At 62.2% G+C, this 25,805-nt stretch carries 24 protein-coding genes and 1 other RNA gene; 6 read left to right on the forward strand and 19 right to left on the reverse strand.

Translation table 11 applies throughout. The features are described 5' to 3' along the window. Positions 1 to 301: 301 nt before the first annotated feature. The 8 genes from LCH97_RS11660 to edd all read right to left on the reverse strand — a co-directional run bounded on the left by LCH97_RS11660 (position 302) and on the right by edd (position 8,943). Positions 302 to 1,711 (reverse strand): sensor histidine kinase, encoded by a 1,410-nt coding sequence (locus LCH97_RS11660; protein ID WP_227301834.1) that lies wholly within the window; start codon positions 1,709 to 1,711, stop codon positions 302 to 304. A 28-nt stretch (positions 1,712 to 1,739) separates the two neighbouring features. Then, positions 1,740 to 2,420 (reverse strand): response regulator transcription factor, encoded by a 681-nt coding sequence (locus LCH97_RS11665; RefSeq protein ID WP_227301835.1) that lies wholly within the window; start codon positions 2,418 to 2,420, stop codon positions 1,740 to 1,742. A gap of 184 nt (positions 2,421 to 2,604) precedes the next feature. Further along, entirely contained in the window at positions 2,605 to 3,153 is a 549-nt protein-coding gene (rfbC, locus tag LCH97_RS11670) for a dTDP-4-dehydrorhamnose 3,5-epimerase (RefSeq protein WP_227301836.1), read from the reverse strand. Positions 3,154 to 3,214: 61 nt separating this feature from the next. After that, on the reverse strand, positions 3,215 to 4,105 hold the full coding sequence (gene rfbA / locus LCH97_RS11675) for a glucose-1-phosphate thymidylyltransferase RfbA (RefSeq protein ID WP_227301837.1): 891 nt from the start codon (positions 4,103 to 4,105) through the stop codon (positions 3,215 to 3,217). After that, positions 4,102 to 4,995 carry a dTDP-4-dehydrorhamnose reductase gene (rfbD, locus tag LCH97_RS11680; protein WP_227301838.1) on the reverse strand — a complete coding sequence of 298 codons (894 nt, stop codon included), beginning with the start codon at positions 4,993 to 4,995 and terminating at the stop codon, positions 4,102 to 4,104. Before rfbD ends, rfbA begins: the two co-directional genes overlap by 4 nt. A 2-nt stretch (positions 4,996 to 4,997) precedes the next feature. Further along, positions 4,998 to 6,059, reverse strand: a complete 1,062-nt coding sequence (rfbB, locus tag LCH97_RS11685) for a dTDP-glucose 4,6-dehydratase (RefSeq protein WP_227301839.1) — start codon at positions 6,057 to 6,059, stop codon at positions 4,998 to 5,000. Between the two features lie 324 nt (positions 6,060 to 6,383). Then, a complete protein-coding gene (locus tag LCH97_RS11690) occupies positions 6,384 to 7,010 on the reverse strand; it encodes a bifunctional 4-hydroxy-2-oxoglutarate aldolase/2-dehydro-3-deoxy-phosphogluconate aldolase (protein ID WP_227301840.1) in 627 nt (208 codons plus the stop codon). Between the two features lie 94 nt (positions 7,011 to 7,104). After that, a complete protein-coding gene (edd, locus tag LCH97_RS11695; RefSeq protein ID WP_227301841.1) occupies positions 7,105 to 8,943 on the reverse strand; it encodes a phosphogluconate dehydratase in 1,839 nt (612 codons plus the stop codon). Between the two features lie 249 nt (positions 8,944 to 9,192). On the opposite strand from edd, the gene zwf reads away from it, so the two are divergent. From zwf to pgi, 5 genes are all read left to right on the forward strand, one after another. Next, positions 9,193 to 10,665 (forward strand): glucose-6-phosphate dehydrogenase, encoded by a 1,473-nt coding sequence (gene zwf, locus LCH97_RS11700; RefSeq protein WP_227301842.1) that lies wholly within the window; start codon positions 9,193 to 9,195, stop codon positions 10,663 to 10,665. Positions 10,666 to 10,851: 186 nt separating this feature from the next. Beyond that, a complete protein-coding gene (gene pgl / locus LCH97_RS11705) occupies positions 10,852 to 11,529 on the forward strand; it encodes a 6-phosphogluconolactonase (RefSeq protein WP_227301843.1) in 678 nt (225 codons plus the stop codon). Next, the gene (locus tag LCH97_RS11710) at positions 11,510 to 12,496 is read left to right on the forward strand and encodes a glucokinase (RefSeq protein WP_227301844.1); all 987 of its coding nucleotides are present in this window, start codon (positions 11,510 to 11,512) and stop codon (positions 12,494 to 12,496) included. The genes pgl and LCH97_RS11710 overlap by 20 nt, the downstream gene beginning before the upstream one ends. Beyond that, positions 12,489 to 13,340 (forward strand): transcriptional regulator HexR, encoded by an 852-nt coding sequence (gene hexR / locus LCH97_RS11715; protein WP_227301845.1) that lies wholly within the window; start codon positions 12,489 to 12,491, stop codon positions 13,338 to 13,340. The genes LCH97_RS11710 and hexR overlap by 8 nt, the downstream gene beginning before the upstream one ends. Before the next feature lie 45 nt (positions 13,341 to 13,385). Next, the gene (gene pgi / locus LCH97_RS11720) at positions 13,386 to 15,035 is read left to right on the forward strand and encodes a glucose-6-phosphate isomerase (protein WP_227301846.1); all 1,650 of its coding nucleotides are present in this window, start codon (positions 13,386 to 13,388) and stop codon (positions 15,033 to 15,035) included. 267 nt (positions 15,036 to 15,302) lie between these two features. Here pgi and LCH97_RS11725 read toward each other — a convergent pair whose 3' ends face one another. Beyond that, positions 15,303 to 16,358 (reverse strand): hypothetical protein, encoded by a 1,056-nt coding sequence (locus LCH97_RS11725; protein WP_227301847.1) that lies wholly within the window; start codon positions 16,356 to 16,358, stop codon positions 15,303 to 15,305. Between the two features lie 88 nt (positions 16,359 to 16,446). After that, the gene (locus tag LCH97_RS11730; protein WP_227301848.1) at positions 16,447 to 16,941 is read right to left on the reverse strand and encodes a M48 family metallopeptidase; all 495 of its coding nucleotides are present in this window, start codon (positions 16,939 to 16,941) and stop codon (positions 16,447 to 16,449) included. Between the two features lie 97 nt (positions 16,942 to 17,038). Here LCH97_RS11730 and LCH97_RS11735 point away from each other — a divergent pair, with 97 nt between their 5' ends. After that, on the forward strand, positions 17,039 to 17,623 hold the full coding sequence (locus LCH97_RS11735; RefSeq protein WP_227301849.1) for a purine phosphorylase: 585 nt from the start codon (positions 17,039 to 17,041) through the stop codon (positions 17,621 to 17,623). Between the two features lie 77 nt (positions 17,624 to 17,700). Here LCH97_RS11735 and tolQ read toward each other — a convergent pair whose 3' ends face one another. The 9 genes from tolQ to rnpB all read right to left on the reverse strand — a co-directional run bounded on the left by tolQ (position 17,701) and on the right by rnpB (position 25,735). Continuing rightward, positions 17,701 to 18,360, reverse strand: coding sequence for a protein TolQ (gene tolQ / locus LCH97_RS11740; RefSeq protein ID WP_370630732.1), 660 nt, complete (start codon positions 18,358 to 18,360; stop codon positions 17,701 to 17,703). Positions 18,361 to 18,387: 27 nt separating this feature from the next. Continuing rightward, entirely contained in the window at positions 18,388 to 18,963 is a 576-nt protein-coding gene (locus LCH97_RS11745) for an L-threonylcarbamoyladenylate synthase (RefSeq protein ID WP_227301851.1), read from the reverse strand. Positions 18,964 to 19,022: 59 nt separating this feature from the next. Beyond that, positions 19,023 to 19,754 (reverse strand): ABC transporter substrate-binding protein, encoded by a 732-nt coding sequence (locus tag LCH97_RS11750; protein ID WP_227301852.1) that lies wholly within the window; start codon positions 19,752 to 19,754, stop codon positions 19,023 to 19,025. A 371-nt stretch (positions 19,755 to 20,125) separates the two neighbouring features. Beyond that, a complete protein-coding gene (gene purD, locus LCH97_RS11755) occupies positions 20,126 to 21,403 on the reverse strand; it encodes a phosphoribosylamine--glycine ligase (protein WP_017507563.1) in 1,278 nt (425 codons plus the stop codon). Positions 21,404 to 21,458: 55 nt separating this feature from the next. Then, on the reverse strand, positions 21,459 to 21,989 hold the full coding sequence (gene pagP / locus LCH97_RS11760; RefSeq protein ID WP_255619206.1) for a lipid IV(A) palmitoyltransferase PagP: 531 nt from the start codon (positions 21,987 to 21,989) through the stop codon (positions 21,459 to 21,461). A gap of 82 nt (positions 21,990 to 22,071) precedes the next feature. Next, positions 22,072 to 23,649: a bifunctional phosphoribosylaminoimidazolecarboxamide formyltransferase/IMP cyclohydrolase gene (gene purH, locus LCH97_RS11765; protein ID WP_227301854.1), complete on the reverse strand. Its 1,578-nt coding sequence runs from the start codon at positions 23,647 to 23,649 to the stop codon at positions 22,072 to 22,074. 257 nt (positions 23,650 to 23,906) lie between these two features. Further along, positions 23,907 to 24,143, reverse strand: a complete 237-nt coding sequence (locus LCH97_RS11770) for a helix-turn-helix domain-containing protein (protein ID WP_017507566.1) — start codon at positions 24,141 to 24,143, stop codon at positions 23,907 to 23,909. A 22-nt stretch (positions 24,144 to 24,165) separates the two neighbouring features. After that, the gene (dusB, locus tag LCH97_RS11775; RefSeq protein ID WP_227301855.1) at positions 24,166 to 25,197 is read right to left on the reverse strand and encodes a tRNA dihydrouridine synthase DusB; all 1,032 of its coding nucleotides are present in this window, start codon (positions 25,195 to 25,197) and stop codon (positions 24,166 to 24,168) included. A 171-nt stretch (positions 25,198 to 25,368) separates the two neighbouring features. Further along, positions 25,369 to 25,735, reverse strand: an RNA gene (gene rnpB / locus LCH97_RS11780) — RNase P RNA component class A. Positions 25,736 to 25,805: the final 70 nt, after the last annotated feature.

A 25,805-nucleotide genomic window follows, 5' to 3' on the forward strand; every position in this document is an offset into this window, starting at 1 on the left:
GTGATGCGTCTTTCCGCCTTGCCGGCCAAGCCTGGCGGCGGATTATTGGCTTAACTGCGGGCGCTGTTCTCCTCAGCACCCGGGCAGTTGGCTGAACTATAGCTGCAAGCCGTAAGAATTGTGTAAGTTTTAAGTGCAGCAGCTGTAAGTTTTGCACCAGGTCGGCACGCAAGGCAGCATGACATTCAGGCAAATCAAGCAGATACAAGGCATGGCACGCCTGCTGCGGCGCACCATGAAGGGGAAATCTAGTGTGTCAACTACACGACTGTGGTGCCGGCACAACCGTCTAAAGCGGCGCTTAGCCCGCCACAAGTTCCAGCTGCAGGCTGGCACTTAACCCGCCACCGGGGGTGTCGCCCAGTACGAGCTGGCTGCCGTGACGACGGGCGATTTCCTGCACGATGGCTAGCCCCAAGCCACAGCCTTTGCCTTTACCCTCGGCACTGCCACGGTAAAAACGTTCGAACACACGCTCGCGCTCGGCTGCCGGTATACCCGGGCCATTATCCTGTACGGCAACGTACACCTGCGGGCCACGGCGCTGCAGCAGCACGGTAACTTCGCCGTCAGCCGGGGTGTACTGCACGGCGTTATCCAGCAGGTTGGCCAGCAGCTCGCGCAGCAAGCCGGCATGACCGCGGATCATCATGCTACCCGCCTCGGCTTCCAGCCCCAGGTCGATACGGGCGCTCAGGGCGCGGGGCACTGCCTCTGCCGTCACCTCGCGCACCAGCAGGGCCAAATCCAGCGTTTGCAAGGTCAGGCCCGCTTCGGGTTCGGCGCGCGCCAGCGCCAGTAGCTGGTTCACCAGCCGGATGGAGCGCGCCACGCTGGTTTCTACTTGCGCTAGCTGGCGACTCACGCGCGGCAGGTCGGGTTCGCGCTCCCGCAGCTCGGTACGTACCAGCTCGGTTTGCGACTTCAGGCCAGCCAGGGGGGTGCGCAGCTGGTGAGCCGCATCGGCGATAAAGCGCCGTTGCTGCGCTACCTGACTGTGTACCTCGTCCAGCAGGCTGTTAATGGCAGCGGTCAGCGAGCGCACTTCATTGGGGGCGTTTTCTACCTCGATCGGGGCAAGGTCGCGGGCGCTACAGTCCTCCACACGGCGGCGCAGGCTACGTAGCGGTGACAGGCCACGGCTGATACCGGCCCACACCAGCACGCTCGTCAGCAGCATCAGGCCCAACAGCGGCAGCCCCATGTCCACCAGAATCTTGCGCGCCAGCTCGGCATTCAGCGCGCGGCTTTTGGCTACCTGCACCAACATCAGCTGCGGCCGCTCTTCAGTACCCGCCAGCAAATACTGTGCGGCCACGCGGACTTCCACGCCCTTCATGCGGGCATTGTAAAAAAAACTGTCCCCCGCCTTGGCCGCCACCCCCGCCGGTGGGCGCGGCATGGCAGGCTCGCCCAGCAAGAATGCCTCGGGCGGCGAACTCACCATATAGTGCACGCGGTCATCCGGATCCTGCTCCAGGATATCGCGCGCCGCCCGCGGGAAATCGACATAGAAACCACCGCCGAACGGTTTGACCTGGCGTGCCAGTGCACTGCTGGATTTGGCCAAGGTACGATCGATGACTTCACTGGTGTATACCAGCGCCATGTTGTAAGCGAGAAATGCCGCAGACAGCCACAAGACCAGCTGTGGCAACAGCAGCCACATCAGTAGCTGGCGGCGCAGGGAAAGCTCGCGGGGGCGGGACATGGTAGCTCCAGGGTTGGCCGCAGCCGGCTCAGGCATCGTCGGTAGCGGCCAGCAGATAACCCAGGCCGCGCACGGCCCGAATGCCCACACCGCAGCCATCCAGCTTTTTACGCAGGCGGTGTACGTAAACCTCTACCGCGTTGACACCGACCTCCTCACCCTCGGTAGCCAACTCGCCGGCAATCTGCTCTTTGGTGACCACCCGTTCACCGTTGGCCATCAGGATGTCCATCAGTTGCAACTCGCGCGCTGACAAATCCAGCGCTTGCTCCCCGGCCCACACGCGCTGGCCGGCACGGTCCAGGCGCAAGCCGGCAAAATGCAGCTCGTCGCGCACTGCCTCGGCAACTCGATGCCGACGCAGCAAGGCACGGATGCGTGCTTCCAGCTCGGGGAACTCGAACGGCTTGACCAGATAGTCGTCAGCGCCCGCGTCCAGCCCGGCCACGCGGTCTTCCATGCTATCCAGCGCGGTCAAGATCAGAATAGGTAAAGCCGGTTTATGCACACGCACATTACGCAGCACCTGCAAACCGTCCAGACCCGGCAGGCCTATATCCAGAATCACGGCGTCAAAGGACTCGGCCAGCAATAGCTGCTGCGCCAGCAGGCCATCGGCGGCGTGGGTGGTGCTAAAGCCCAGCCTGTCGAGCCGCGTCAACAGCGCGTCGGCCAGTACGGCGTCGTCTTCGGCAATCAGAAGCTTCATGCGAAATCCTTGCTAGAGCAGAGCAAGGCGTAACGATAGCGCCAAACGGCACCAAAGAGGAGGGTTTGCACGCGTAACGGCAACAAAACCACTGCGCACCCGCACCTGAACAAACCCGCGCAAGCCGTACAAATGGTACAGCCTGGCGGCACACGGCAAAGTCAGACGCGTTATTTAGCGGCGCTTAGTCAAACAGCTCGGCCGCAGCCAGCAAAGGCTGCACCTGGTCTTTGCCGGACAGCTGCAACGTACCGGCGTCCGGCCAGGCAATACCGATGGCAGGGTCGTTCCACAAGATCCCGCGGTCGTGGCTGGGTGCGTAGTACTGGGTAGTCTTGTACAAAAACTCGGCGTGTTCGCTGAGGGTGACAAAACCGTGGGCAAAACCTGCAGGAATCCATAGCTGACGCTTGTTTTCCGCCGACAGGTGCACGCCCACCCATTGCCCGAAGGTAGGCGAACTGCGACGGATGTCTACCGCCACGTCAAATACCTCGCCCACAGTGCACCGCACCAGCTTGCCCTGAGCATAGGGCGGTAGCTGGTAATGCAGGCCGCGCAGCACACCTCGTGCCGAACGGCTGTGGTTATCCTGCACGAAGTCAACGCGATGGCCCACGGCCTCGTCGAATAGGCGCTGGCTGAAACTTTCGTAGAAAAAACCACGCTCGTCGCCGAACACTTTGGGTTCGATGATTTTGACATCAGTAATGGCGGTATCGATGATGTTCATATCACAACCATAAAAATCGGCTGTGACATACGTCACAGCCTTGCATGAAGGACGAAGCCGCTCAACGTTGCTGCTGACGCAGCATGCTCAACAAATACTGGCCATAAGCATTCTTCTTGAGCGGGGCGGCCAGTTTTTCCACTTGGTTAACGTCAATCCAGCCAGCGTGATAGGCAATTTCTTCCGGGCAAGCCACTTTCAGGCCCTGACGGTTCTCCACTGTCGCAATGAACTGACTAGCTTCCAGCATAGACTCATGGGTGCCGGTATCCAGCCAGGCGTAGCCACGGCCCATGGTCTGCACATCCAGCGTACCTTGCTGGAGGTACACGGCATTCACGTCGGTAATCTCCAGTTCGCCACGATGCGACGGTTTGATCGCTTTGGCGATCTCCACCACTTGTTCGTCGTAGAAATACAGCCCGGTAACCGCGTAACTGGACTTGGGCTGGGCTGGCTTTTCTTCGATGCTGATAGCATGGCCAGTTGCGTCGAATTCTACAACGCCATAACGCTCGGGATCGTGGACGTGGTAAGCAAACACAGACGCCCCTTGTGCTTTCTCCGTGGCTTGCTTTAGCAAGCGCGGGAAATCATTACCGTAGAAAATATTATCGCCCAAGACCAATGCAGACGGCGCACCATCCAGGAAGGCCTCGCCCAGGATGAAAGCCTGCGCCAGGCCATCCGGGCTGGGCTGCACCGTGTATTCAAGGTGAATACCCCACTGGCTACCATCACCCAGCAGCTGCTGGAAGCGCGGCGTGTCTTGCGGGGTGGAAATGATCAGGATCTCGCGAATGCCTGCCAGCATTAGTGTGCTGAGCGGGTAGTAGATCATCGGCTTGTCGTAGATCGGCAGCAGCTGCTTGCTCACCGCCAAGGTAGCCGGGTACAGCCGGGTACCGGAACCACCAGCCAGGATGATGCCTTTGCGTGCTTTTGTGTTCATTTGAGATTATCCAGCGTATCGAAGATCTGTTTCATCGCCTGCGCCCAGTGCGGTAACTGCAGGTCGAAGGTCTGTATCAGCTTGCTGCAATCCAGCTGCGAATTGGCCGGGCGGTGAGCCTTTTGCGGGTAGGCGCTACTGGGAATGGCCTGTGGTGCGGCAGCCAACTGTAGCGGCCAACCGGATTCACGCGCCAGCCCGATCACGTAACTGGCGTACTCGTGCCAACTGGTACGCCCCTGCGCCGCCACGTGGTAGGTGCCGTAAGGCTGATCCGGTGCAACGCGGGCCCGCTGTACTAGGTTGGCCGCCACGTCTGCCAGCAGGCTGGCCGGCGTAGGCGCACCAAACTGGTCGGCGACCACGGACAGACTGTCGCGACTGGCAGCCAGGCGCAGCATGGTTTTCAGGAAGTTCTGGCCATACACGCCGGCTACCCACGAGGTACGCAAGATGAAATGGCGGCAGCCGCTGGCGCGGATGGCCTGTTCGCCCTGCCATTTGCTGCTGCCGTATACCGACTGCGGCTTGGCTGCATCGTCTTCGCACCAGGCGCCGGCTTTGCTGCCGTCAAATACGTAATCGGTGGAGTAATGCAGCAATAGCGCATTATGCGCCGCCGCCCACTGCGCCATCACCGCCACCGCCTCGGCGTTGATGGCCTGCGCCAGCGCCGGCTCGTCCTCCGCCTTGTCAACCGCCGTGTAGGCAGCCGGGTTGACGATAATGTCGGGCTGCCACGCATCCAGCGCCGCCACCAGGCTAGCCGGCTGTGACAGGTCGAAATCGTGCCGCGCCGGGCAGATCAATTCGCCCTGCAAAGCCAGCGCCCGTTTCAGCTCGAAACCGACCTGGCCACTGCTACCGGTGATCAGGATGCGTGTTGTCATGCTCAGGCTCCGTACTGCTGGTTTAGCCAGTCGCGGTAGCTGCCGCTGGTGACGCCGGCCACCCAGTCCTGATTATCGAGATACCACTGCACCGTCTTGCGGATACCGCTATCGAAGGTTTCCGCCGGCTTCCAGCCCAGCTCGCGTTCCAGTTTGCGTGCATCGATAGCGTAGCGGCGGTCGTGACCGGGGCGGTCTTGCACGTAGGTAATCTGGCTGGCGTAGGGCTGGCCGTCCGCGCTCGGGCGCAGCTCGTCCAGTAGCGTGCAGATGGTGTGTACCACCTCCAGGTTGGCTTTTTCGTTCCAGCCACCTACGTTATAGGTTTCGCCCAGTTTGCCCGCCTCCAGCACGCGGCGGATGGCGCTGCAGTGGTCTTTCACGTACAACCAGTCGCGTACTTGCTGGCCATCGCCATAGATAGGCAGTGGCTTGCCGGCCAGGGCATTAAGGATGACCAGTGGAATCAGCTTCTCGGGGAAGTGGTACGGGCCGTAGTTGTTGCTGCAATTGGTGGTGAGCACCGGCAGGCCGTAGGTGTGGTGCCAGGCGCGTACCAAATGGTCGCTGGCTGCCTTGCTGGCCGAATACGGGCTGTTCGGCTCGTAGCGGTTGTCTTCGGCAAACGGCGGGTCTTGTGGCGACAGCGTGCCGTATACCTCGTCGGTGGACACGTGCAGGAAACGGAACGCTTGCTTTGCCTCTGCAGGCAATTCGCTCCAATAAGCGCGCACCGACTCCAGCAAGTTGAACGTACCCAGCACATTGGTGTGGATAAAATCGCCCGGGCCATGGATGGAACGATCCACGTGGCTTTCGGCAGCAAAGTTCAGCACGGCACGCGGCTGGTATTGCGCCAGCAAACCAGCCACCAGCTCGCGGTCGCCAATATCACCCTGTACAAACACGTGGCGCGGGCTGCCCTGCAGGCTGGCCAGCGTTTGCAGGTTGCCGGCGTAGGTCAGTTTGTCCAGATTGACCACGGTTTCATCGTCTGCGTCTAACCAGTCCAGCACGAAGTTGCCACCAATAAAGCCAGCACCGCCGGTCACCAGAATTGTCATGTTCAATTTCCCAAAAATATTCAGCACTTGCCACAACAGCCATTGCGGTAGGCATCTTCAGTGCATAGCCGAGCCATTTTACACTTGTACGCTGATATTTTTACAGCATAGCAATAGCCACATAAAAAAAGGCTCTGCCGGGGAGAGTCGGCAGAGCCAGAAGAGAATGCAACAAAACGAACTTCAAAGCCTGTAAGCCATGTCGCTACGGCCAACAGGGATCACGGGGCAAGCGGACACAAGCAGGCGATGTGCCCTGCACGTTGGCCGCCACAGGCTACCCGCAGGCAGCTCCGGCCATAGTGCAGCACCGCCTGGCTATGCCTAGCGTACCACCAGCGCGCTGGCCGCGCGGGCCAGTGCAGTGATACGGTCCCAGTCCTGCGCCGCGATGGCGTCGTCCGGGGTCAGCCAGCTGCCACCGACAGCCAGCACATTGGGCAGCGCCAGATAGCTTGGCGCGCTGTTCACATCGATACCACCGGTGGGGCAGAAACGCAGCTCCGGCAGCGGGCCGGCCAGCGACTTCAGCAGCTTCACGCCACCCACGGCTTCGGCCGGGAACAGCTTCAGGATATGGAAGCCCTCGTCCTGCGCGTGCATGGCTTCGGACGGGGTGGCAATACCGGGGATGAACGGCACGCCCGAGGCGCGGGCGGCAGCGGCCAGCTCGGCGGTCAGGCCCGGGCTGATGCCGAACTGGGCACCGGCATCCAGCGCGGCTTCCAGATGGGCACGGGTACGCACGGTACCGGCGCCCACCAGCGCGTCGGGTACCTCGTCACGAATGCGGCGCATGGCAGCCAGCGCGGCCTTGGTGCGCAGGGTGATTTCCAGCGTACGGATGCCGCCGGCAACCAGCGCGTGCGCCAGGTCTACCGCCACGGCGGCGTCGTTGACCACGATAACCGGTACTACCGGGCCTTGGCGAAGCAGAGACAGTGCGTCCATTGTGTGTCCTTTGCTAGGGTTGGCCGCGGCCAACCCGGTAAATAATCGATGCAGTGTTTATAGCCCACCGCCGCACGGCAGTGGGCTCAGGCGCTTAGCGGCCCGCCCACAGCGGGTGGGCAAAGCTCATGGCGCCATCTTCGGCAGCGGTGGCCAGCTGGCGGAAACCGGCAAACAGGTCGCGGCCCACACCGTGCTGGTTGGCGCTCAGGTCAATCTGCACGTGTTCGCGGCTTGCCCATTGGGCCGCGTTCACCAGGATGCTCAGCTCGCCGGTATTGGCGTCCAGGCGCACCAGGTCGCCATTGCGTACCTTGCCGATATCGCCGCCCAGCAGCGCTTCCGGCGACACGTGGATGGCGGCCGGCACCTTGCCGGACGCGCCGGACATGCGGCCGTCGGTCACCAGCGCCACCTTGAAGCCGCGCTCCTGCAGCACACCCAGCGGCGGCGTCAGCTTGTGCAGTTCCGGCATGCCGTTGGCGCGCGGCCCCTGGAAGCGGATCACCGCCACAAAGTCTTTTTCCAGCTCGCCGCGTTTGAACGCCGCCAGCAGTTCGTTCTGGTCGTGAAACACCACCGCCGGCGCTTCTACCACGCGGTGCTCGGCCTTCACCGCCGACACCTTGATCACGGCGCGGCCGATGTTGCCGGTCAGCACTTTCAGGCCACCATCGGCCGAGAACGGGTTGGCCGCCGGGCGCAGCACGCCATCGTCGCCGGACACCGCCGGCGCGTCGCGGAAGGCGGCCTCGCCGTCTTGCAGCCAGGCTTCCTGGCTGTGGGCGCGCAGGCCACGGCCCATGATGGTGGTCACGTCGTCGTGTAGCAGGCCGGCGTCCAGCAGTTCGCGGATCACATAACCCATGCCGCCGGCGGCGTGGAAGTGGTTCACGTCGGCCTTGCCGTTGGGGTAGGCGCGCACGATTAGCGGCACCACGGCCGACAGTTCATCGAAATCGTCCCAGTTCACGTTGATGCCGGCCGCGCGGGCGATGGCATTGATGTGCAGGGTGTGGTTGGTAGAGCCGCCGGTGGCCAGCAGGCCGACGATGCCGTTGACGATGGCTTTCTCGTCGATCACCTCGCAAATCGGGGTGAAGCGGCTGCCCTGGGCCGAAATCTCGGCAGCCACACGGGCGGCACGGCGCGTCAGCGCGTCGCGCAGCGGGGTATTCGGGTTGACAAAGGCGGCACCCGGCAGGTGCAGGCCCATCACTTCCATCAGCATCTGGTTACTGTTGGCGGTGCCGTAGAAGGTGCAGGTGCCGGGGCCGTGGTAGGAGGCCATTTCGGACTCCAGCAGCGCGTCGCGGCCAACCTTGCCTTCGGCGTACAGCTGGCGCACCTTGGCTTTTTCGTCGTTGGCGATACCGGTAGTCATCGGGCCGGCCGGCACGAATACCGCCGGCAGGTGGCCAAAGGCCAACGCGCCGATCAGCAGGCCGGGCACGATCTTGTCGCACACACCCAGGTACAGCGCGGCGTCGAACATCTGGTGGCTCAGCGCGATAGCGGTACTCATGGCAATCACATCGCGCGAGAACAAACTGAGCTCCATGCCCTCGAAGCCCTGGGTCACGCCATCGCACATCGCCGGCACGCCGCCGGCAAACTGGGCGGTGGCGCCCACTTTCAAAGCCTCGGCCTTGATGATGGCGGGGAAAGTTTCCAGCGGCTGATGCGCCGACAGCATGTCGTTATAAGCCGACACAATGGCCAGATTGGGGCGGGCCGCTTCTTTCAGATGAATCTTGATGCCGTCCGGCATGGCAGCAAAGGCGTGCGCCAGATTGGTACAGGACAGCTGGGAACGCTCGACCTTGCCCTGGCGCATGGCGGCTTGGCTACCGGCCAGGTAAGCAGCGCGGGTGTCGCGGCTGCGTTCGATGATGCGCTGGGTAACAGCGTGCAGAACGGGGTGCAGACTCATTGGTATCGGCCCTGATGAAGGTGCTTGAATGGTAGTTTTACTACAGTCTGTTTGCAAGGCGCTACACGACAAAAAGCCGCTTTATTTTCTCAAAAATCCAACTTATCTTTTTATTATCATAAAGTTATGTAAGTGTTGGCCAGCAGCAACAATAAAAATCGCCAGCAAGCCTGCCCTACAATCGACGTAGACAAGCGAGCAGCGTTTGGTAATATAACTACATCACAACCTTGGGCGAGAATAATCAGGATGGAGAACGCAACCCTGCACACCCCGGCATTCGATATGGTGCTATTCGGGGGCACTGGCGACTTGGTCATGCGCAAGCTGCTGCCGTCGCTTTACCAGGCGCATGCTGCCGGCCTGCTGCACGAAGCCGGCCGTATCCTGGCGCTGGGCCGCCGCGACATGAGCCGTGACGACTACCTGGCCATGGTAGAAAAGAGCGCGCGTGTGCACGTGAAGGAACACTTCTCCGCCGAAGCCTGGAACAGCTTTCTCGCCCGCGTGCAGTACCTGAAAGTAGACGCTGCCACCCCGGAACACTACCCGGCGCTGGCCGAGGCCGTCAAAGCCGGCGGCGAGCGCGTAACCGTATGCTATCTGGCCACCGCACCCGACCTGTTTGAAGGCATTTGCGACAACCTGGCCGCTGTCGGGCTAAACCACGACCAGGTACGCGTGGTACTGGAAAAACCGCTGGGCCACGACCTGGATTCGTCCAACGAGATCAACGAAGCGGTGGCACGCCACTTCAAGGAAGAGCAGCTGTACCGTATCGACCACTACCTGGGTAAGGAATCGGTACAGAACCTGCTGGCTATCCGCTTTGCCAATGCGCTGTTCGAGCCGCTGTGGCGCCGCGAGTGGATTCACGACGTGCAGATCACCATTGCCGAAGACCTGGGCGTGGGCACGCGTGGCGACTTTTACGACGACACCGGCGCGCTACGCGACATGGTGCAAAACCACCTGCTGCAGCTGCTGTGCATCGTCACCATGGAGCCGCCGGCCAACCTGGGCGCCGACGCGGTACGCGACGAAAAACTGAAAGTGCTGAAAGCGCTGCGCCCGTTTACCGAGCAAGACGTTGCCAGCAAAACCGTGCGCGGCCAGTACAAAGCCGGTGCCGTGGCCGGCCAGCCGGTGACCGGTTATCTGCAGGAACAAGGCATCCCGGCCGGTAGCCAAACCGAAACCTTCGTCGCCATCAAGGCCGAAATCGACAACTGGCGCTGGGCCGGCGTACCGTTCTTCCTGCGCACCGGCAAGCGCATGCAGGAACGCCTGGCAGAAATCGTCATCAACTTCCGCGACGTACCGCACCACCTGTTTGCCAGCCCTACCGGCCAGAACACCGCCAACCGCCTGGTGATCCGTCTGCAGCCGGAAGAAAGCATCCGCCTGTACTTTCTGTCCAAGGAGCCGGGCGACACCCAGCGCCTGCAGCCGGTACACCTGAACCTGGACTTCCACGAATCGTTCAAGGCACGCCGTGCCGACGCCTACGAGCGCCTGCTGCTGGACGTGATCCGTGGCAAGCTGGCGCTGTTCATGCGCCGCGACGAGCTGGTAGAAGCCTGGCGCTGGGTGGAACCCATCATGGACAACTGGGCGCGCAGCACCATCCCGCCCAAACAGTACACCGCCGGCACCTGGGGCCCTGCTGCTTCCAGCGCGCTGCTGAGCCGTGACGGCATCAGCTGGCACGAAGAATGTTAATCAAGGTATAAGGCTGGCCCGGCCACCGCGCTGCGGCCAAGCTTGCCACCGGCTCTGCCGGGTAGTACCCCGGCGGCGCTCATGCCCCACCCCGACACGCATGAGCGCCGCCAGCATAGCTTTCGAGCCCGGACCACCGGGCCGACCAGGTCGCCGCAAGACGACCCCTGCATGGACGATACAGAGATGCATCTGAATGAATTTTCCCAGGCCGCCGACGCGAGTGCGGCCCTGGCCCAGGCGGTAGCCGCCGACCTGGCTGCCGCCATCGAAGCCCGTGGCCGTGCCACGCTGGCGGTTTCCGGCGGCCGCTCGCCGGTGCCGTTTTTCCAGGCGCTGGCACAAGCGCAGCTGAACTGGGGCCGCGTCACGATTACCCTGGTAGACGAACGCGTGGTACCGCCCGAACACGCCGACAGCAACGCCGGCCTGGTACGCCAGCACTTGCTGCAAGGCCCGGCCGCCGTAGCCGCCTTCCTGCCGCTGGTCAACAGCGCGGCCAACCCCGAGCAAGAACTGGCCACCGCGCACACGCTGTGGCAAACGCCGGACGTGGTGGTACTGGGCATGGGCGACGACGGCCACACCGCCTCGCTCTTCCCTGCTGCCGCGCAACTAGCCGCCGGGCTGGATGCGGCCAACCCGCACGCCCTGCTCACCGTGGTGCCCCCCGCCGCGCCGCATACCCGCATCAGCATGACGCTGGCCGAGCTGCGCCGTAGCGGCAAGCTGTACCTGGCCATTGCCGGTGCGAATAAACGCGCCGTGCTGGACACCGCCCTGCAAGGCGTCAACGACACCTACCCCATCAGCTACCTGCTGCAGCCTTCGGAGAAACCGCTTCATGTCTACTGGGCAGCCTAATCCCTATCCGCGCCTGCTCGCCGACATCGGCGGCACCAATGCACGCTTTGCGCTGGAAACCGGCCCCGGCGTGATTGAAGACATCGACGTGCTGCCGTGCAACAGCTACGCCACGCTGGCCGACGCCATGCGCAGCTACCTGGAAGGCGCCCATACCCGCGCGGTGCACCACGCTGCCATCGGCATTGCCAACCCGGTAAACGGCGACCGCGTGCAGATGACCAACCACCACTGGTCGTTTTCCATCGAGGAAACCCGCCAAGCGCTGGGCCTGCACACCCTGCTGGTGCTGAACGACTTCACCGCACTGGCGCTATCGCTGCCGCACCTGCCGGCCGACGAGCTGGTGCAAGTGGGCGGCGGCGAGGCCAAACCCGGCGCCAAGGCGCTGATCGGCGCCGGTACCGGCCTGGGCGTATCCGGCCTGCTGCCGGCAGGCAGCGACTGGGTGGCTATTGCCGGCGAAGGCGGCCACGTGGCGTTTTCGCCGCTGAACGACGACGAAGCTGCGCTGCTGCGCTACGCGCAGACCCGCTTTGGCGAGCACGTTTCCGCCGAACGCTTTTTGTCCGGCCCCGGCCTGGAGCTGATTCACGACGCCCTCAGCGTGCAGGCGGGTGAAGCCGCCGGCCAGCTGTCGGCCGCGCAGATCAGCGAACGCGGCCTGTCCGGCCGCGATGCGCGCTGCGTGCGCGTGCTGGAGCTGTTCTGCGCCATGCTGGGCAGCGCTGCGGCCAACCTGGCGCTGACGCTGGGCGCCGTCGGCGGCGTGTACATTGGCGGCGGCGTGGTGCCACGCCTGGGCGAGTTCTTTGCCCGCTCCGCCTTCCGTGCCCGCTTCGAGGCTACCGGCCGCTTTGCCGCCTACACCGGTGCCATGCCGGTGTATGTGATCCACAGCCCCTACCCCGCGCTAACCGGCGTGCGTGCCGCACTGCGCAGCCACCTGGGAGAGCACGATGCTTGAGAAAATCCGCAGCGACCTGGATAAACTGTCCGGCGCCGAACGCCGGGTAGCCGAGCAAGTGCTGGCGCAGCCGTATACCGTGATGCAGTCGGCGGTGTCCGACATTGCCGCCAGCGCCGGTGTCAGCCAGCCCACGGTGATCCGCTTCTGCCGCAGCATGGGCTTTTCCGGCCTGTCCGACTTCAAGCTCAAGCTGGCCGGCACCCTGGTAGGCGGCGTGCCCTACGTGCACTCCAGTGTGCGCCCGGAAGACCCGGTGTCGGAAATCACCGCCAAGGTGTTCGACAACACCGTCACCGCGCTGCTGAAGTGCCGTAACGACGTGAACCCGCAGGCGGTAGACGCTGCGGTAGACCTGCTGTCGCACGCCCGCCGCATCGAGTTTTACGGCCTGGGCAACTCCGGCATCATCGCCGCCGACGCCCAGCACAAGTTCTTCCGCTTCGGTATCCCTACCGTAGCGTACGCCGACAGCCACATCCAGATCATGGCCGCCACGCTGCTGACGCCGGACGACGTGCTGGTGGCCATTTCCAGCTCCGGCCGCTCGCGCGAGCTGATGGACGCCGTCAACGCCGCGCTGGAAAGCGGCGCCAAGGTCATTGCCATCACCGTGCCGGGCACGCCGCTGGCCGAACGCGCCACCGTGACGCTGGAAGTGGACTCGCCGGAAGACAACGAAACCTACAGCCCGATGCTCAGCCGCATCCTGCACCTGGTGCTGATCGACATCCTGACCGTGGGCGTGGCGCTCAAACGCGGCCCTGGCCTCGCCACGCAACTGGAAAAAGCCAAACGCAGCCTGAGGCAAAAACGGCTGCGCAACGACAACGACGACGAATAAGCTGCGCCCCACGTTGGCCGCAGCCACACAGAACCTGGAGAAAACATGAGCGCCCTCACCCAGCTCCCCGCCTGGCAAGCCCTGTGGGACCACTTTGCCGACGCCAAACATCACCATATGCGTGACCTGTTTGCCAGCGACCCGCAGCGTGCCGAACGCTACGCGCTGGAAGTGGGCGGCCTGTTCCTGGACTACTCCAAAAACCGCATCACCGACGAAACACTGGCCGGCCTGATGCAACTGGCGCGCGAAGCCGGCCTGCCGGCCAAGCTCAAGGCCATGTTCAAGGGCGAAAAGATCAACAGCACCGAAAACCGTGCCGTGCTGCACGTGGCGCTGCGCAACCGCACCAACTCGCCCATCCTGGTAGACGGCGAAGACGTGATGCCCAAGGTGAACTCGGTACTGGCGCGCATGGGCAAGTTCTGCCACGCCATCCGCAGCGGCGAATGGCTGGGCTACACCCACCAGCCCATTACCGACGTGGTCAGCATCGGCATTGGCGGCAGCGACCTGGGCCCGCTGATGGTGTGCAGCGCGCTCAAGCCGTTTGGCCACCCGCGCATGAACATGCACTTTGTGTCCAACGTGGACGGCGCACAGCTCAAAGAAACGCTGAAGAAAGTCCACCCGGAAACCACCCTGTTCATCGTGGAATCCAAAACCTTCACCACCCAGGAAACGCTGACCAACGCGCTGACCGCCCGCGAATGGTTCGTGGCCCGCGCGCGTGACGAAAAAGCAGTGGCCAAGCACTTTGTAGCGGTGTCCACCAACAAGAAAGCCGTGGCCGAATTCGGTATCGACCCGGCCAATATGTTCGAATTCTGGGACTGGGTCGGCGGCCGCTACAGCCTGTGGTCCGCCATCGGCCTGCCCATCATGCTGTACCTGGGCGAAGAGAACTTCACCGAGCTGCTGAACGGCGCCCACATCATGGACCAGCACTTCGCCAACGCCTCGTTCGAACAGAACATGCCGGTGCTGCTGGCCATGATCGGCATCTGGTACATCAACTACTACGGCGGCGGCAGCCACGTCATCGCCCCGTACGACCAGTACCTGCACCGCCTGCCCGCCTTCATCCAGCAGCTGGACATGGAATCCAACGGCAAGCAGACCTGTCTGGACGGCAGCCCGGTAGACTTTGAAACCGCGCCCATCATCTGGGGTGAAACCGGCATCAACGGCCAGCACGCCTTCTTCCAGCTGCTGCACCAGGGCACCCACATCTCGCCTATCGATCTGATCTGCTCGCTGCAAAACAGCTCCAGCCTGCCCGGCCACCACGAAATCCTGCTGGCCAACGTGTTTGCCCAGGCCGAAGCCTTCATGCGCGGCAAAACCGCCGAAGAAGTACGCGAAGAGTTGGCCGCACAGGGCCTGAAAGGCGACGCACTGGAAGCGCTGGTGCCGCACAAGGTGTTTGGCGGCAACCGCCCCACCAACACCCTGCTGATGGACCGCCTGGACCCACGCAACCTGGGCAGCCTGATTGCGCTGTACGAACACAAGATCTTCGTGCAAGGCGTGATCTGGGGCATCAACAGCTTCGACCAATGGGGCGTGGAGCTGGGCAAACAGCTGGCCAAAACCATCCACGCCGAGCTGGCCGGCAAGCTGGACGACGCCCCGCACGACAGCTCCACCAAAGCGCTGATCCGCCGCTACCGCCACGCCAACGCCGGCCTGTAAGCCTGCGGCCAACCCGGCCGCGCCACACGCAAAACGCCCCGTCGAGACGGGGCGTTTTTTGTTTGGGCGGTGACGCGGGTGGTTGGGCAACAGTGCACGTGGTGCACACCCGAGCCGTAGCCCGGATAAGCCGCAGGCGTATCCGGGGGGAATCAGCAACCAAGTGCAAACATGGTGCGGCCAACCTTTGCGGTGGGCAAGGCATGGGCTATTACATAGGCAAATAAGTAAGAAGAAGGAAAACCGACAGCTCGGGCGTGAAGGTCGTTAAGAGGCGAACCCACCGAGTCGGATTGCACGCGTGGGTTCGTAAAAACAGCAAACACGATAGTCATAAGCCATATGAACAACCAGCTTTTTTGAAGCAGGCATATTAAGTGCCGTACGAATTGCGAGAGCCTCCCGAGTAATGACGCTTTGCCAATAGTCGAGCTCTGAGAAGATCTTAACGCAGTTGACCCAATCCTCATTCGAGTCACCCGATGCAACCGTTCCACCGGTAGGCGGAAGATATACGGTGCCATCGCTAACTGTAATAGGAAAGTTAGCATTGTAGCCACGCAGTGAAGAGCGCTTGGCAGCTGGAAAATCTTCCGCGCGTAAACCACTATGCTTTCCATAAGCGATCAGATTGGGCCAGTTATCGTGCAGAATTTGAAAAAGTTGTGTATCGACCCAGAGATGATCCTTATTGTGAGGCAACGTCTGAATCATGAACACGTCGGATTCCGCTATTACGCAGAACAATAGTTGGTCAGTACCAGCAGGACGAAAATGCAGATGTTGAATTCCCCACGCGTTTAGCAAACCGTCGTTCTTGTCAGAACGCTTCTTCTTGAGGATATCGCGACTAAGGTATGGCTTGAGATCACCACCAGCTTGAATGAGTGCGACAAGACGCCCGTAATCTGACTGATATCTCGGGGGTATTAAAAGTTCGCGAGACTCATGTATGGAGCGGGGCTTGATTGCTGGGATACGGCCGTATGCATTGAGATAGCGTATGGTGTTTTGTTCTGGGCTGCTGGAGTCCTCGTACTTGAGGTCGCAAGCAGGAAGAGCGACAGATCGCAGGTACGTCACCCAATCATTTTTGAAATCTACGTCGATTTGGCTGGGTGAAGAATCGATATTGTTTTCCTCAATAGCAAAGTTATCTACATTCGGAATGAAACAATCGGAGACGCGAAAAAAAGGACCTGTCTCCTGGCTTCGAGCCGCCATCATTCCCATCGCAGCCGCAGCAATATAAGGATTATTGTTGGAATGGATAACGAACGTCCGGCTGAAGCCCTTAACGTTTGCAAGAAACTCGTCGCTCATCATTTTCACCCTGTGCTCAAGTTGCAATCTAGGTAGGCCTCCCCCGGATGCGCCTGCGGCTTATCCGGGCTACCAAAGCACCAAACGGCTACGCTTCCGCCTCGCGCGCCAGCAGCCATAGCCGCATGTCGAACTCCAGCTGGTGGTAGTGTGGCTCCATGTGGCAGCACAGCTGATAGAACGCCTTGTCGTGGTCTTTTACCTTCAGGTGGGCCAGCTCGTGTACCACGATCATGCGCAGGAAGGCTTCCGGTGCGTCGCGGAACAGGCTCCCGATGCGGATTTCGTTTTTGCTTTTGAGTTTGCCGCCCTGCACCCGCGACACAAAGGCGTTGGTGCCCAGCGTGCCGCGCATCGGGTGCAGGTTGTTGTCGTACACCACCTTGGCCAGCGCGCCGGCGTTTTTCATGTAGCGCTGCTTCAGCTCGATAACGTAGTCGTACAGCGCGCGGTCGGTCTGGATGTCGTGGCTGCCTGGGTAGCGGCTGGCCACCCAGGCGCCCAGCGTGCCGGCCTGCAACAGGCCGGCGACTTGTTCGATGAGGTGCGGCGGGTAGCCCGCTAGGTATTTGATGTCTGCCATGCGGCATTGTAGCGCGGTGGTGGCTGTTGGCCGCAGCGCGGGGGCGCTAGAATCGCCTATCCCCTTTTATTGCGGCCAACCTCATATGCAGATCACCGTGCTGTTTCCTACTGCCACCGAAGCCAGCCTGTTCCAGCGCGACGGCGTTACCACGCTGGTGAGCGGCGTGGGGCTGACCGCCACCGCCTACCAGACACTGAAAACGCTGCACACCGGGCGGCCGCACTGGCTGATTCTGGCCGGCGTGGCCGGCTACTACCCGCACGCCGACCTGGCCATTGGCGACGTGGTGCTGGTGGAAAGCGAAGTGGAGGCCGACCTGGGCTTTCACACGCCGGACGGCTTTGTGCACCTGGCGCACTTGCCGCTGGACATGGATTTCGAGCGCCGCCACACGCTGGCCTGCCCGCACCTGCCGGCGGACGGTGGCTGGCGCAGGGCGCGCAGCGCGTCGCTGAACGTGGCGATGGCGCCATTTATCGATAACAGCGCGGTGGAGATTGAAAACATGGAGGGCGCGGCGTTCTTCCACGTCTGCCTGCAGGAAGGGCAGCGCTTTCTGCAGCTGCGCGCCATCTCCAACGTGGTGCAGCCGGGCGACGATAACTGGGACCTGCCCGGCTCGGTACGCGCGCTAACCGACGCGCTGCACCGGCTGATCGACCAGCTGCAGGCGGCCTGAGCGGCGCTTGCGGCCAAGCTTGGCAAACAAAAAGCCGCTATCTGTGGATAGCGGCTTTTGCGTGGTAGCTGCCCGGCTTATTTGGCGGCCAGGCGCTGCAGGATGTTGGAAAACTCTTCCATGAACGAGTCAAAACGGCCGGCCAAGCGGTCCACATCGGCGGCAAAGCGGTTGTAGGCCACCACGGCGGGGATGGCGGCAAACAGGCCGATGGCGGTGGCGATCAGCGCTTCGGCAATGCCCGGCGCCACGGTAGCCAGCGTGGCCTGGCCGGCGTTACCCAGGCCGATAAAGGCGTGCATGATGCCCCACACGGTGCCGAACAGGCCGATGTAGGGGCTGACCGAGCCGACGGTGGCCAGAAAGCTGTTGTGGTGGTCCAGCGCGTCCAGCTCGCGCTGGGCAGCGGCGCGCATGGCGCGGCGGGCACCGTCCAGCTGGTCGGAGCTATCGACGCCAGGCTGGCGGCGCAGCTTCAGAAACTCGGCAAAACCGGCCTGGAACAGCTTTTCGGTGGCCACGGCGTCGCCGTTGGCGCGGTTTTTCTCGAACAGGCTGTTCAGGTCGGTGCCGCTCCAGAACTGCTGCTCGAACTCCTGCGTGGCGCGGCGGGCGCGGCCCAGCACGGCAATCTTGTTGAAGATGATGCCCCAGGACATCAGGGACAGCAGCACCAGGCCAGCCATCACCAGCTGCACTGGCAGGCTGGCGTGCATGATCAGGCTAAGGATGGAAATTTCCTGCACTCGTGGCTCCTTGCAGCGCTAGCGCAGTACGCGCCCGCTGTCGAGATCGATAATAGTGGAAGGCTTGCGGCGCTTGCCGATGCGGCCTTTGAGCGTCAGCACCTGTTCGCGGCCAAATGCCTGGCGACAGGCGCGTGCGGTTTTCAGCGACTTTTGCCCGGCGCGGTTGGCCGAGGTAGACACCAGCGGCGAGCCTAGCGCCTGGCACAGCGCAGCGGCTTCGCCATGGGCGCTGATGCGAACGGCAATTTTATCATGCCGCCCGCGTAGCAGCGTGGGCACACGGCGCGATGCCGGCAATAAAAAGGTGTACGGGCCGGGCCAGTAGCGTTGCACGGTGGCCAGCTGCGCCGGGGTGAGCGGGCGGATCAGTGGGCGCAGCTGCTCCAGGTTGGCCGCAATCACGATCAGGCCTTTGTGCGTGGGGCGCGCCTTGATGGCCAGAATGCGGCGGATGGCACGTACATTGAACGGGTCACAGCCCAGGCCAAAGCAGGATTCGGTAGCGTAGGCCAGCACGCCACCGGCGCGAAAGCGGCCACGGGCGGCGTCTATCTGGGCCTGCGCCGGCAGGCGGGGAAACGGTTTTTTCACGGTCAGCGCTATGGAATTCGGTAAGGGGACAGACCGGCCGCGCTGTGGCTTGGTTCCGTCTAGTCCTGATGGTATCGGGCAGTGATTTTAGCCACAGTGCCGTCTTTGCGCATCCGGTCTAGCGTGCTGTTGAGCAGGGCAACGGTGCGGTCGTCCATGCGCGGGTGGCACGCCAGGTACATGAAGGTGGTATTGAAGGTCATCACCGGGCGAATGTCGGCTGCTTTTTCGCGGGTAGCCAGCGTAGCTCCGCTGTATTTGCCGGTAGCCCAGAAGTCGATACGCCCGGCCACCAGCTTGCGTACGTTTTGCGCGTCGGTTGTCGTTAAATCTACCTCGAAATTCTTGCTGATCAGGTACTGCGCAATGGCGTCGCCACTATAACCGCCCAAACGGTAAGGGCGCACCGATTCCAGCGTGGTGACCACGGCTCTGTTATCGCTACGGGCGTACAACACCCAGGGGTTTTCCACGATGGGGCCTATCCATTTGAGCTGGTGCTCGCGCTGCTCGGTGCGCGTGGTGGAGTACACGCAGGTGCCGGGCTCCAGCACGGCGCGATTGAAGGCGCGCACCCACGGCAACAGCTCGATATCGTGGCTGATACCGGCGCGCTGCAATAGCTGGTGCACGATCTCGGTAGACAGCCCGGTAATGCGGCCGCTGGCGTCGGCCATATTGAAGGGCGGGTAGTCTTCGGTCAGCAGCTTCAGGTGCGCCGGGTCGGCGGCCTGCGCCGGTATCAGGCCAAGGCAAGCGCTGAACAGGCTTACCGATAGAAATTGCTTCATGGCGCACGCTCCCGAAACAAACACCTTGTTACCAGTGTAGGCGCTTCTGCCCGGGTGGCAGGGCAAGTTGCGATTTTTCTTGGCCGCTCGGCGGGCTGCGCTGCCAGGCACAGCAGCGGTCATAACGCGGGGGCTGGCGCGGCCAGTAAGCTACCTGGCACCCGCTGCGTTTTTCGCGGCGCCAGTATCGCCGTCAGCGTGGCCACCATCGGTTTGGCGTTGTGCAGGCCATGTTTTGCCTGTCACAGGATGCGCGAAGGGCAATCTGGCGGGCACGGCAAACAAAGCCTGACAAATACAGCCGGCGCGCTGTTAAACAGGCATAAAAAAACGGCACCTTGCGGTGCCGTTGGCGGGGCCGGTTACGCGGCTTACTTGGCGCGATTCAGCGCCTTGCCGCCGATATCGCGGCGCAGCTGCTTGCCGGCAAACTGGATCTGGTCTGCCACGGCGTAGGCTTTTTGCTGCGCCATCTTCACGCTATCGCCCAGGCCCACTACGCACAGCACACGGCCACCGCTGGTGACCAGCTGCTTGTCGGCATCGAAAGTGCTGCCGGCGTGGAAGGTCATGGTGTCTTCGGTGTGCGCCGGTATGCCGCTGATCAGGTCGCCCTTGCGCGGGGCTTCCGGGTAGCCATCAGCCGCCAGTACCACGCCCAGTGCCACACGGCGGTCCCAATCGGCTTCTACCGTGTCCAGCTTGCCGTTCACGCCGGCTTCCAGCAGCACGGTAAAGTCGGACTTCAGGCGCGCCATGATGGGCTGGGTTTCCGGGTCGCCAAAGCGGCAGTTGAACTCGATGGTGAACGGGTTGCCGTCGGCGTCTATCATCAGGCCGGCGTACAGGAAGCCGGTGTAGGTGTGGCCGTCGGCCTTCATGCCACGCACGGTAGGCATGATGATTTCGCGCATCACGCGGGCGTGGATTTCCGGGGTCACCACCGGTGCCGGGCTGTACGCGCCCATGCCGCCGGTGTTGGGGCCCTTGTCGCCGTCCAGCAGGCGCTTGTGGTCCTGGCTGGTGGCCATGGCCAGCACGTTGTCGCCGTCTACCATCACGATAAAGCTGGCTTCTTCGCCCTGCAGGAAGTCCTCGATCACCACGCGCGCACCGGCGTCGCCCATCTTGTTGCCTACCAGCATGTCGTCGATGGCGGCGTGCGCTTCGTCCAGCGTCATCGCTACCACCACGCCCTTGCCGGCAGCCAGGCCGTCGGCCTTGATCACGATAGGCGCACCCTTGCGGCCAACGTAGTCGTGGGCGGCAGCGGCGTCGCTGAAGGTTTCGTAGCCGGCGGTAGGGATACCGTGGCGCTGCATGAAGGCCTTGGCAAAGTCCTTGGAGCTTTCCAGCTGCGCCGCGTACTGTGTGGGGCCGAAGATTTTCAGACCGGCAGCACGGAAGGCGTCTACCACACCGGCGGCTAGCGGCGCCTCGGGGCCGACTACCGTCAGCTCGATTTTTTCGTCACGGGCAAACGCTACCAGCTCGGGGATGGCGGTAATGGCCACATTGGTCAGATTCGGGTCCAGCTCGGTACCCGCATTACCCGGCGCCACATACACTTTGGACACGCGGCGGGATTGGGCAATGCGCCAGGCCAGTGCGTGTTCGCGGCCACCAGAGCCGATTACCAGGATTTTCATCTGCTTTCCTCAAACATGGGTGTCGTCGTGCGGCTGCCTGCGGCAGCGCGCAAGGTTAATAGTGAATGCGGCCAAACAGGAAAAACACATTACCGTTGCCTTTGGGCCCCGGCATGAACGACGCCATCAGTGCGCTCTTGCGGTACTGCAAGGACGCCAGCGGCAGCACCACCGGTACCGGCAAACCTTTCAGGGTATCGGTACGGCTGGTGAGAAAGGCGGTAAAACCGGCCCCCACCTTCCACTCGCCCGCAATGGGCACCATTTTCTGGTAGGCATAGCCGGCAGTGGGCTCCACGTCTTTGTGCGAGTCCAGAAACGCCATGGCGTACACGCCATGCCAGTCGCCGTCTTCGTCGTACAGGCTTTTGCCCACGCCGCCGCCCCAAGCGCGCTCGTTGAACGACTTGATCTTCTCGGCGCTATACATGCTGCGCAAATGGTAGGCGTAACCGGTGGCGTAGATATCGGTTTCGCCGTCGTTCAGCACTTGGGTGGTGCGGCGACAGCCTTTATCCAGCCAGCTATCACTGCTACCGCATTCCAGCGCCTGTGCTGATGCTGCCACCAGCAGCAGGCTGCTCAATACAAAACTGTTTCTTATCAAAACTACTGCCTCTACAAGGTTGGCCGCAAGGACAGCGCGGCCAACCTTGCGGCAGAAAAGCTTAATGGCGGAAGTGACGTACGCCGGTGAGCACCATGGCAATGCCGTGCTCGTCGGCGGCGGCGAACACTTCGTCGTCACGCATGGAGCCACCCGGCTGGATGATGGCCTTGATGCCCTGCTCGGCGATCACATCGATACCGTCGCGGAACGGGAAGAAGGCATCGCTGGAGGCCACGGCGCCCTGCAGCGCCAGGCCAGCGTCTTGTGCCTTGCGCGCGGCGATGCGGGTGGAGTCCACACGGCTCATCTGGCCGGCGCCGATACCGGCAGTCTGGCCGTTTTTGCAGAACACGATGGCGTTGGACTTCACGTACTTGGCCACGCGCCAGGCGAACAGCAGGTCGGCCATTTCCTGTTCGGTCGGGGCACGCTTGGTTACCACGCGCAGCTCGTCCAGGCCCACGTTTCGGATATCCGGGGTTTGCACCAGCACACCACCGCCTACGCGCTTCAGTTCGAAACGGTTGGCGCCGTCGTGCAGCGGTACTTCCAGCACGCGCACGTTTTTCTTGGCGGCGATGATGGCTTTGGCTTCATCGGTAAACGACGGTGCCATCAGCACTTCCAGGAACTGGCCGGTTACCGCTTCCACGGTTTCGGCGTCCACCGGGCGGTTGAAGGCAATGATGCCGCCAAACGCGCTGGTGGTATCGGTAGCAAACGCCAGACGGTAGGCGGTAAGCGTGTCGGCAGCAATGGCCACGCCGCACGGGTTGGCGTGCTTCACGATGACACAGGCCGGGGCGTCGAAGGTTTTCACGGCTTCCCAGGCGGCGTCGGCGTCGGCGATATTGTTGTACGACAGCTCTTTACCCTGCAGCTGGCGGTAACCGGCAATGGTACCGGCAGCCGGGTCCAGGTCGCGGTAGAAGGCGGCGGACTGGTGCGGGTTTTCGCCGTAACGCATGTCCTGCACTTTCACGAACTGCACGTTCAGGCGGTCCGGGAAGGCGGCACGGTCCGGCACGCCGGCGTCTACGCCTTCGGCCAGGCTGGTCAGGTAGTTCGAGATGGCGCCATCGTAGGCCGCGGTGTGGGTGAAGGCCTTTTTGCACAGGCTCAGGCGGGTGAGCTTGGACAGCTGGCCGGCGTTGGCCTGCATTTCGGCTACCAGCGCGCTGTAGTCTGCAGCGTCGGTAACGATGGCCACGTGCTGCCAGTTTTTAGCAGCGGAGCGCACCATGGTGGGGCCGCCGATATCGATGTTCTCGATGGCGTCTTCCAGCGGGCAGTCGGCCTTGGCGATGGTGGCTTCAAACGGGTAGAGGTTCACGCACACCAGATCGATGTTGCCAATGCCGTGTTCTTGCATGGTGGCCACGTGTTCCGGCAGGTCGCGACGGCCCAGAATGCCGCCGTGTACTTTCGGGTGCAGGGTTTTCACACGGCCATCGAGCATTTCCGGGAAGCCGGTGTAGTCGGATACGTCAATTACCGGCACGCCGGCATCGCGCAGCAGTTTGGAAGTACCGCCTGTGGACAGGATTTCTACACCGAAACCCGCCAGGGCACGGGCAAACTCCAGTACACCGGTTTTGTCGGAAACGCTGATCAGCGCACGTTCGATCTTGGTCATGGTTCTCTACCGCTAGTCTAAAAAACAGTGGCCAGGCTACTGCCTTGCCGTGATAAATACTGGCCGTGCTGCTGTGCCGGCGTATGCCTGCACGGGCCGCTACGGCCTGGCTGAATGATCCCGTCCCCCGCCCCTGCCTTGCAGGGGAGTTAGCGGCAGTGCCAGTGCACTGCCACATGGTTTTATAGTGCCTGCCGCACCGTGCGACAGGTTTCAGGCAAAACAAAAGCCACCCGCTTGCACGGGTGGCTTGGCTGTCAGATCAGGTCGTAGGCCTTCATCTTCTTGCGCAGGGTGTTGCGGTTCAGGCCAAGCAGCTCGGCCGCCCGCGTCTGGTTACCCTGCGTGTGGTTCAGCACGACTTCCAAAAGCGGTTTTTCCACACACGCCAGCACCATATCGTAAATGGCAGCAGGCGCTTCGCCGTCCAGATCGCGAAAGTACTGCTCCATGGCCAGGCGCACGCTAAGGGAAATATCGTCGTTGTTTTGCATGATGTTATTGTTGTCTTGGTGGTTATGCCAGCGCGTCGGCTTCGGCGCTGGTGCTGCTGTCTGCTACGTATTGCAGCCGGTCCGAATGCCGGGCCAGGCTATCAAAATAATGCGCTACGGCTTGCTGCTGCTCGGCCGTGGTTTCCAGCTGGTACATCGCCTGGCGGAATTCGTTACTGCCGCGCAGCCCCTTGGTGTACCAGGCAATATGCTTGCGCGCGATACGGCTGCCGCTGTACTCCCCGTAAAAATCGTACAGCTCGGCCAGGTGCGCTTGCATGATGGCGCTGATCTCGGCGATACGCGGCGGCGGCAACAGCTCGCCGGTATCCAGATAATGCTGGATCTCGCGAAAGATCCACGGACGCCCCTGTGCCGCACGGCCGATCATGATGGCGTCGGCACCGGTGTAATCCAGCACGTATTTGGCCTTCTGCGGGCTGTCGATGTCGCCGTTGGCGATCAGCGGCATGCGCACGGCCTGTTTTACCGCGGCGATGGTGTCGTACTCGGCCGCGCCGCGGTACATGTCTTCGCGCGTGCGCCCGTGCAGGGCCAGGGCGGCGATGCCGGCATCCTCGGCCATGCGCGCTACCTGCAGCGCGGTTTTCACGTCCTGGCTCCAGCCGGTACGCGTTTTCAGCGTGACCGGCACGTCCACCGCCTTCACCACCGCTTCCAGAATGCGGCCAACGTTGTCCAGATCACGCAGCAAGGCGCTACCGGCGGCAACATTGCACACCTTCTTGGCGGGGCAGCCCATATTGATGTCGATGATCTGCGCGCCGTGTTCCACGTTCAGGCGGGCGGCGTCGGCCAGCATCTGCGCATCACCACCGGCAATCTGCACCACGATGGGCTCGACTTCGCCTTCGTGGTTGGCGCGGCGCAGCGTCTTGGGCGTGGTCCACAGTGCCTTGTTGGCGGTAATCATTTCCGATACCGCCATGCCCGCGCCCAGCTTTTTGCACAGCATGCGGAACGGCCGGTCTGTCACGCCCGCCATGGGGGCGACGATCAGACGGTTTTTCAGAACGTAAGGGCCGATTTGCATCGCAAAAAGAAGGACATGGGGTGAAAAGGGTCGCCATTGTACTGCCTTTTACGCGGCGGGTAAAAAGCTTTTTGCCTATTTTTTGAGCAATGACAATAGCAGAAAGAAATGCCCGTTCGCGGTGCAAAGGGCGGAGCCGCACCAGCATGTGGCGGGCGACAGGAATGGGGGGCGGGAAGTTGGCCGATAAGCCGGGTTTTGTCGTTGGACAGTCATTCCTCTAGTCTTGCCGTTACCGACAAGCTCAAGCAACCTACCCGGGTACAGCGCGGGCCACGCCAATGTACCCCTATTTGGTCTTGCTCCGGATGGGGTTTAGCCTGCCGTGCGCATTACTGCGTCCGCGGTGCGCTCTTACCGCACCTTTTCACCCTTGCCTGTGCTACAGCACCCTTGCGGTTACTGCGGCCATCGGCGGTTCAGCTCTCTGTTCCACTTTCCGTCGCCTCGCGGCGCCTGGCCGTTAGCCAGCATCCTGCCCTGCGGAGCCCGGACTTTCCTCCCCGTGCAAGCACGCGGCGACTGTCTGTCCAACTTCCCGGCGCGGATTGTACCGCAAACCGTGGCATAACGCCGCACGCACTGACAAATATCAATACCTGGCCTGC

The sequence above is a fragment of the Vogesella sp. XCS3 genome, assembly GCF_020616155.1.
Lineage (GTDB): Bacteria > Pseudomonadota > Gammaproteobacteria > Burkholderiales > Chromobacteriaceae > Vogesella.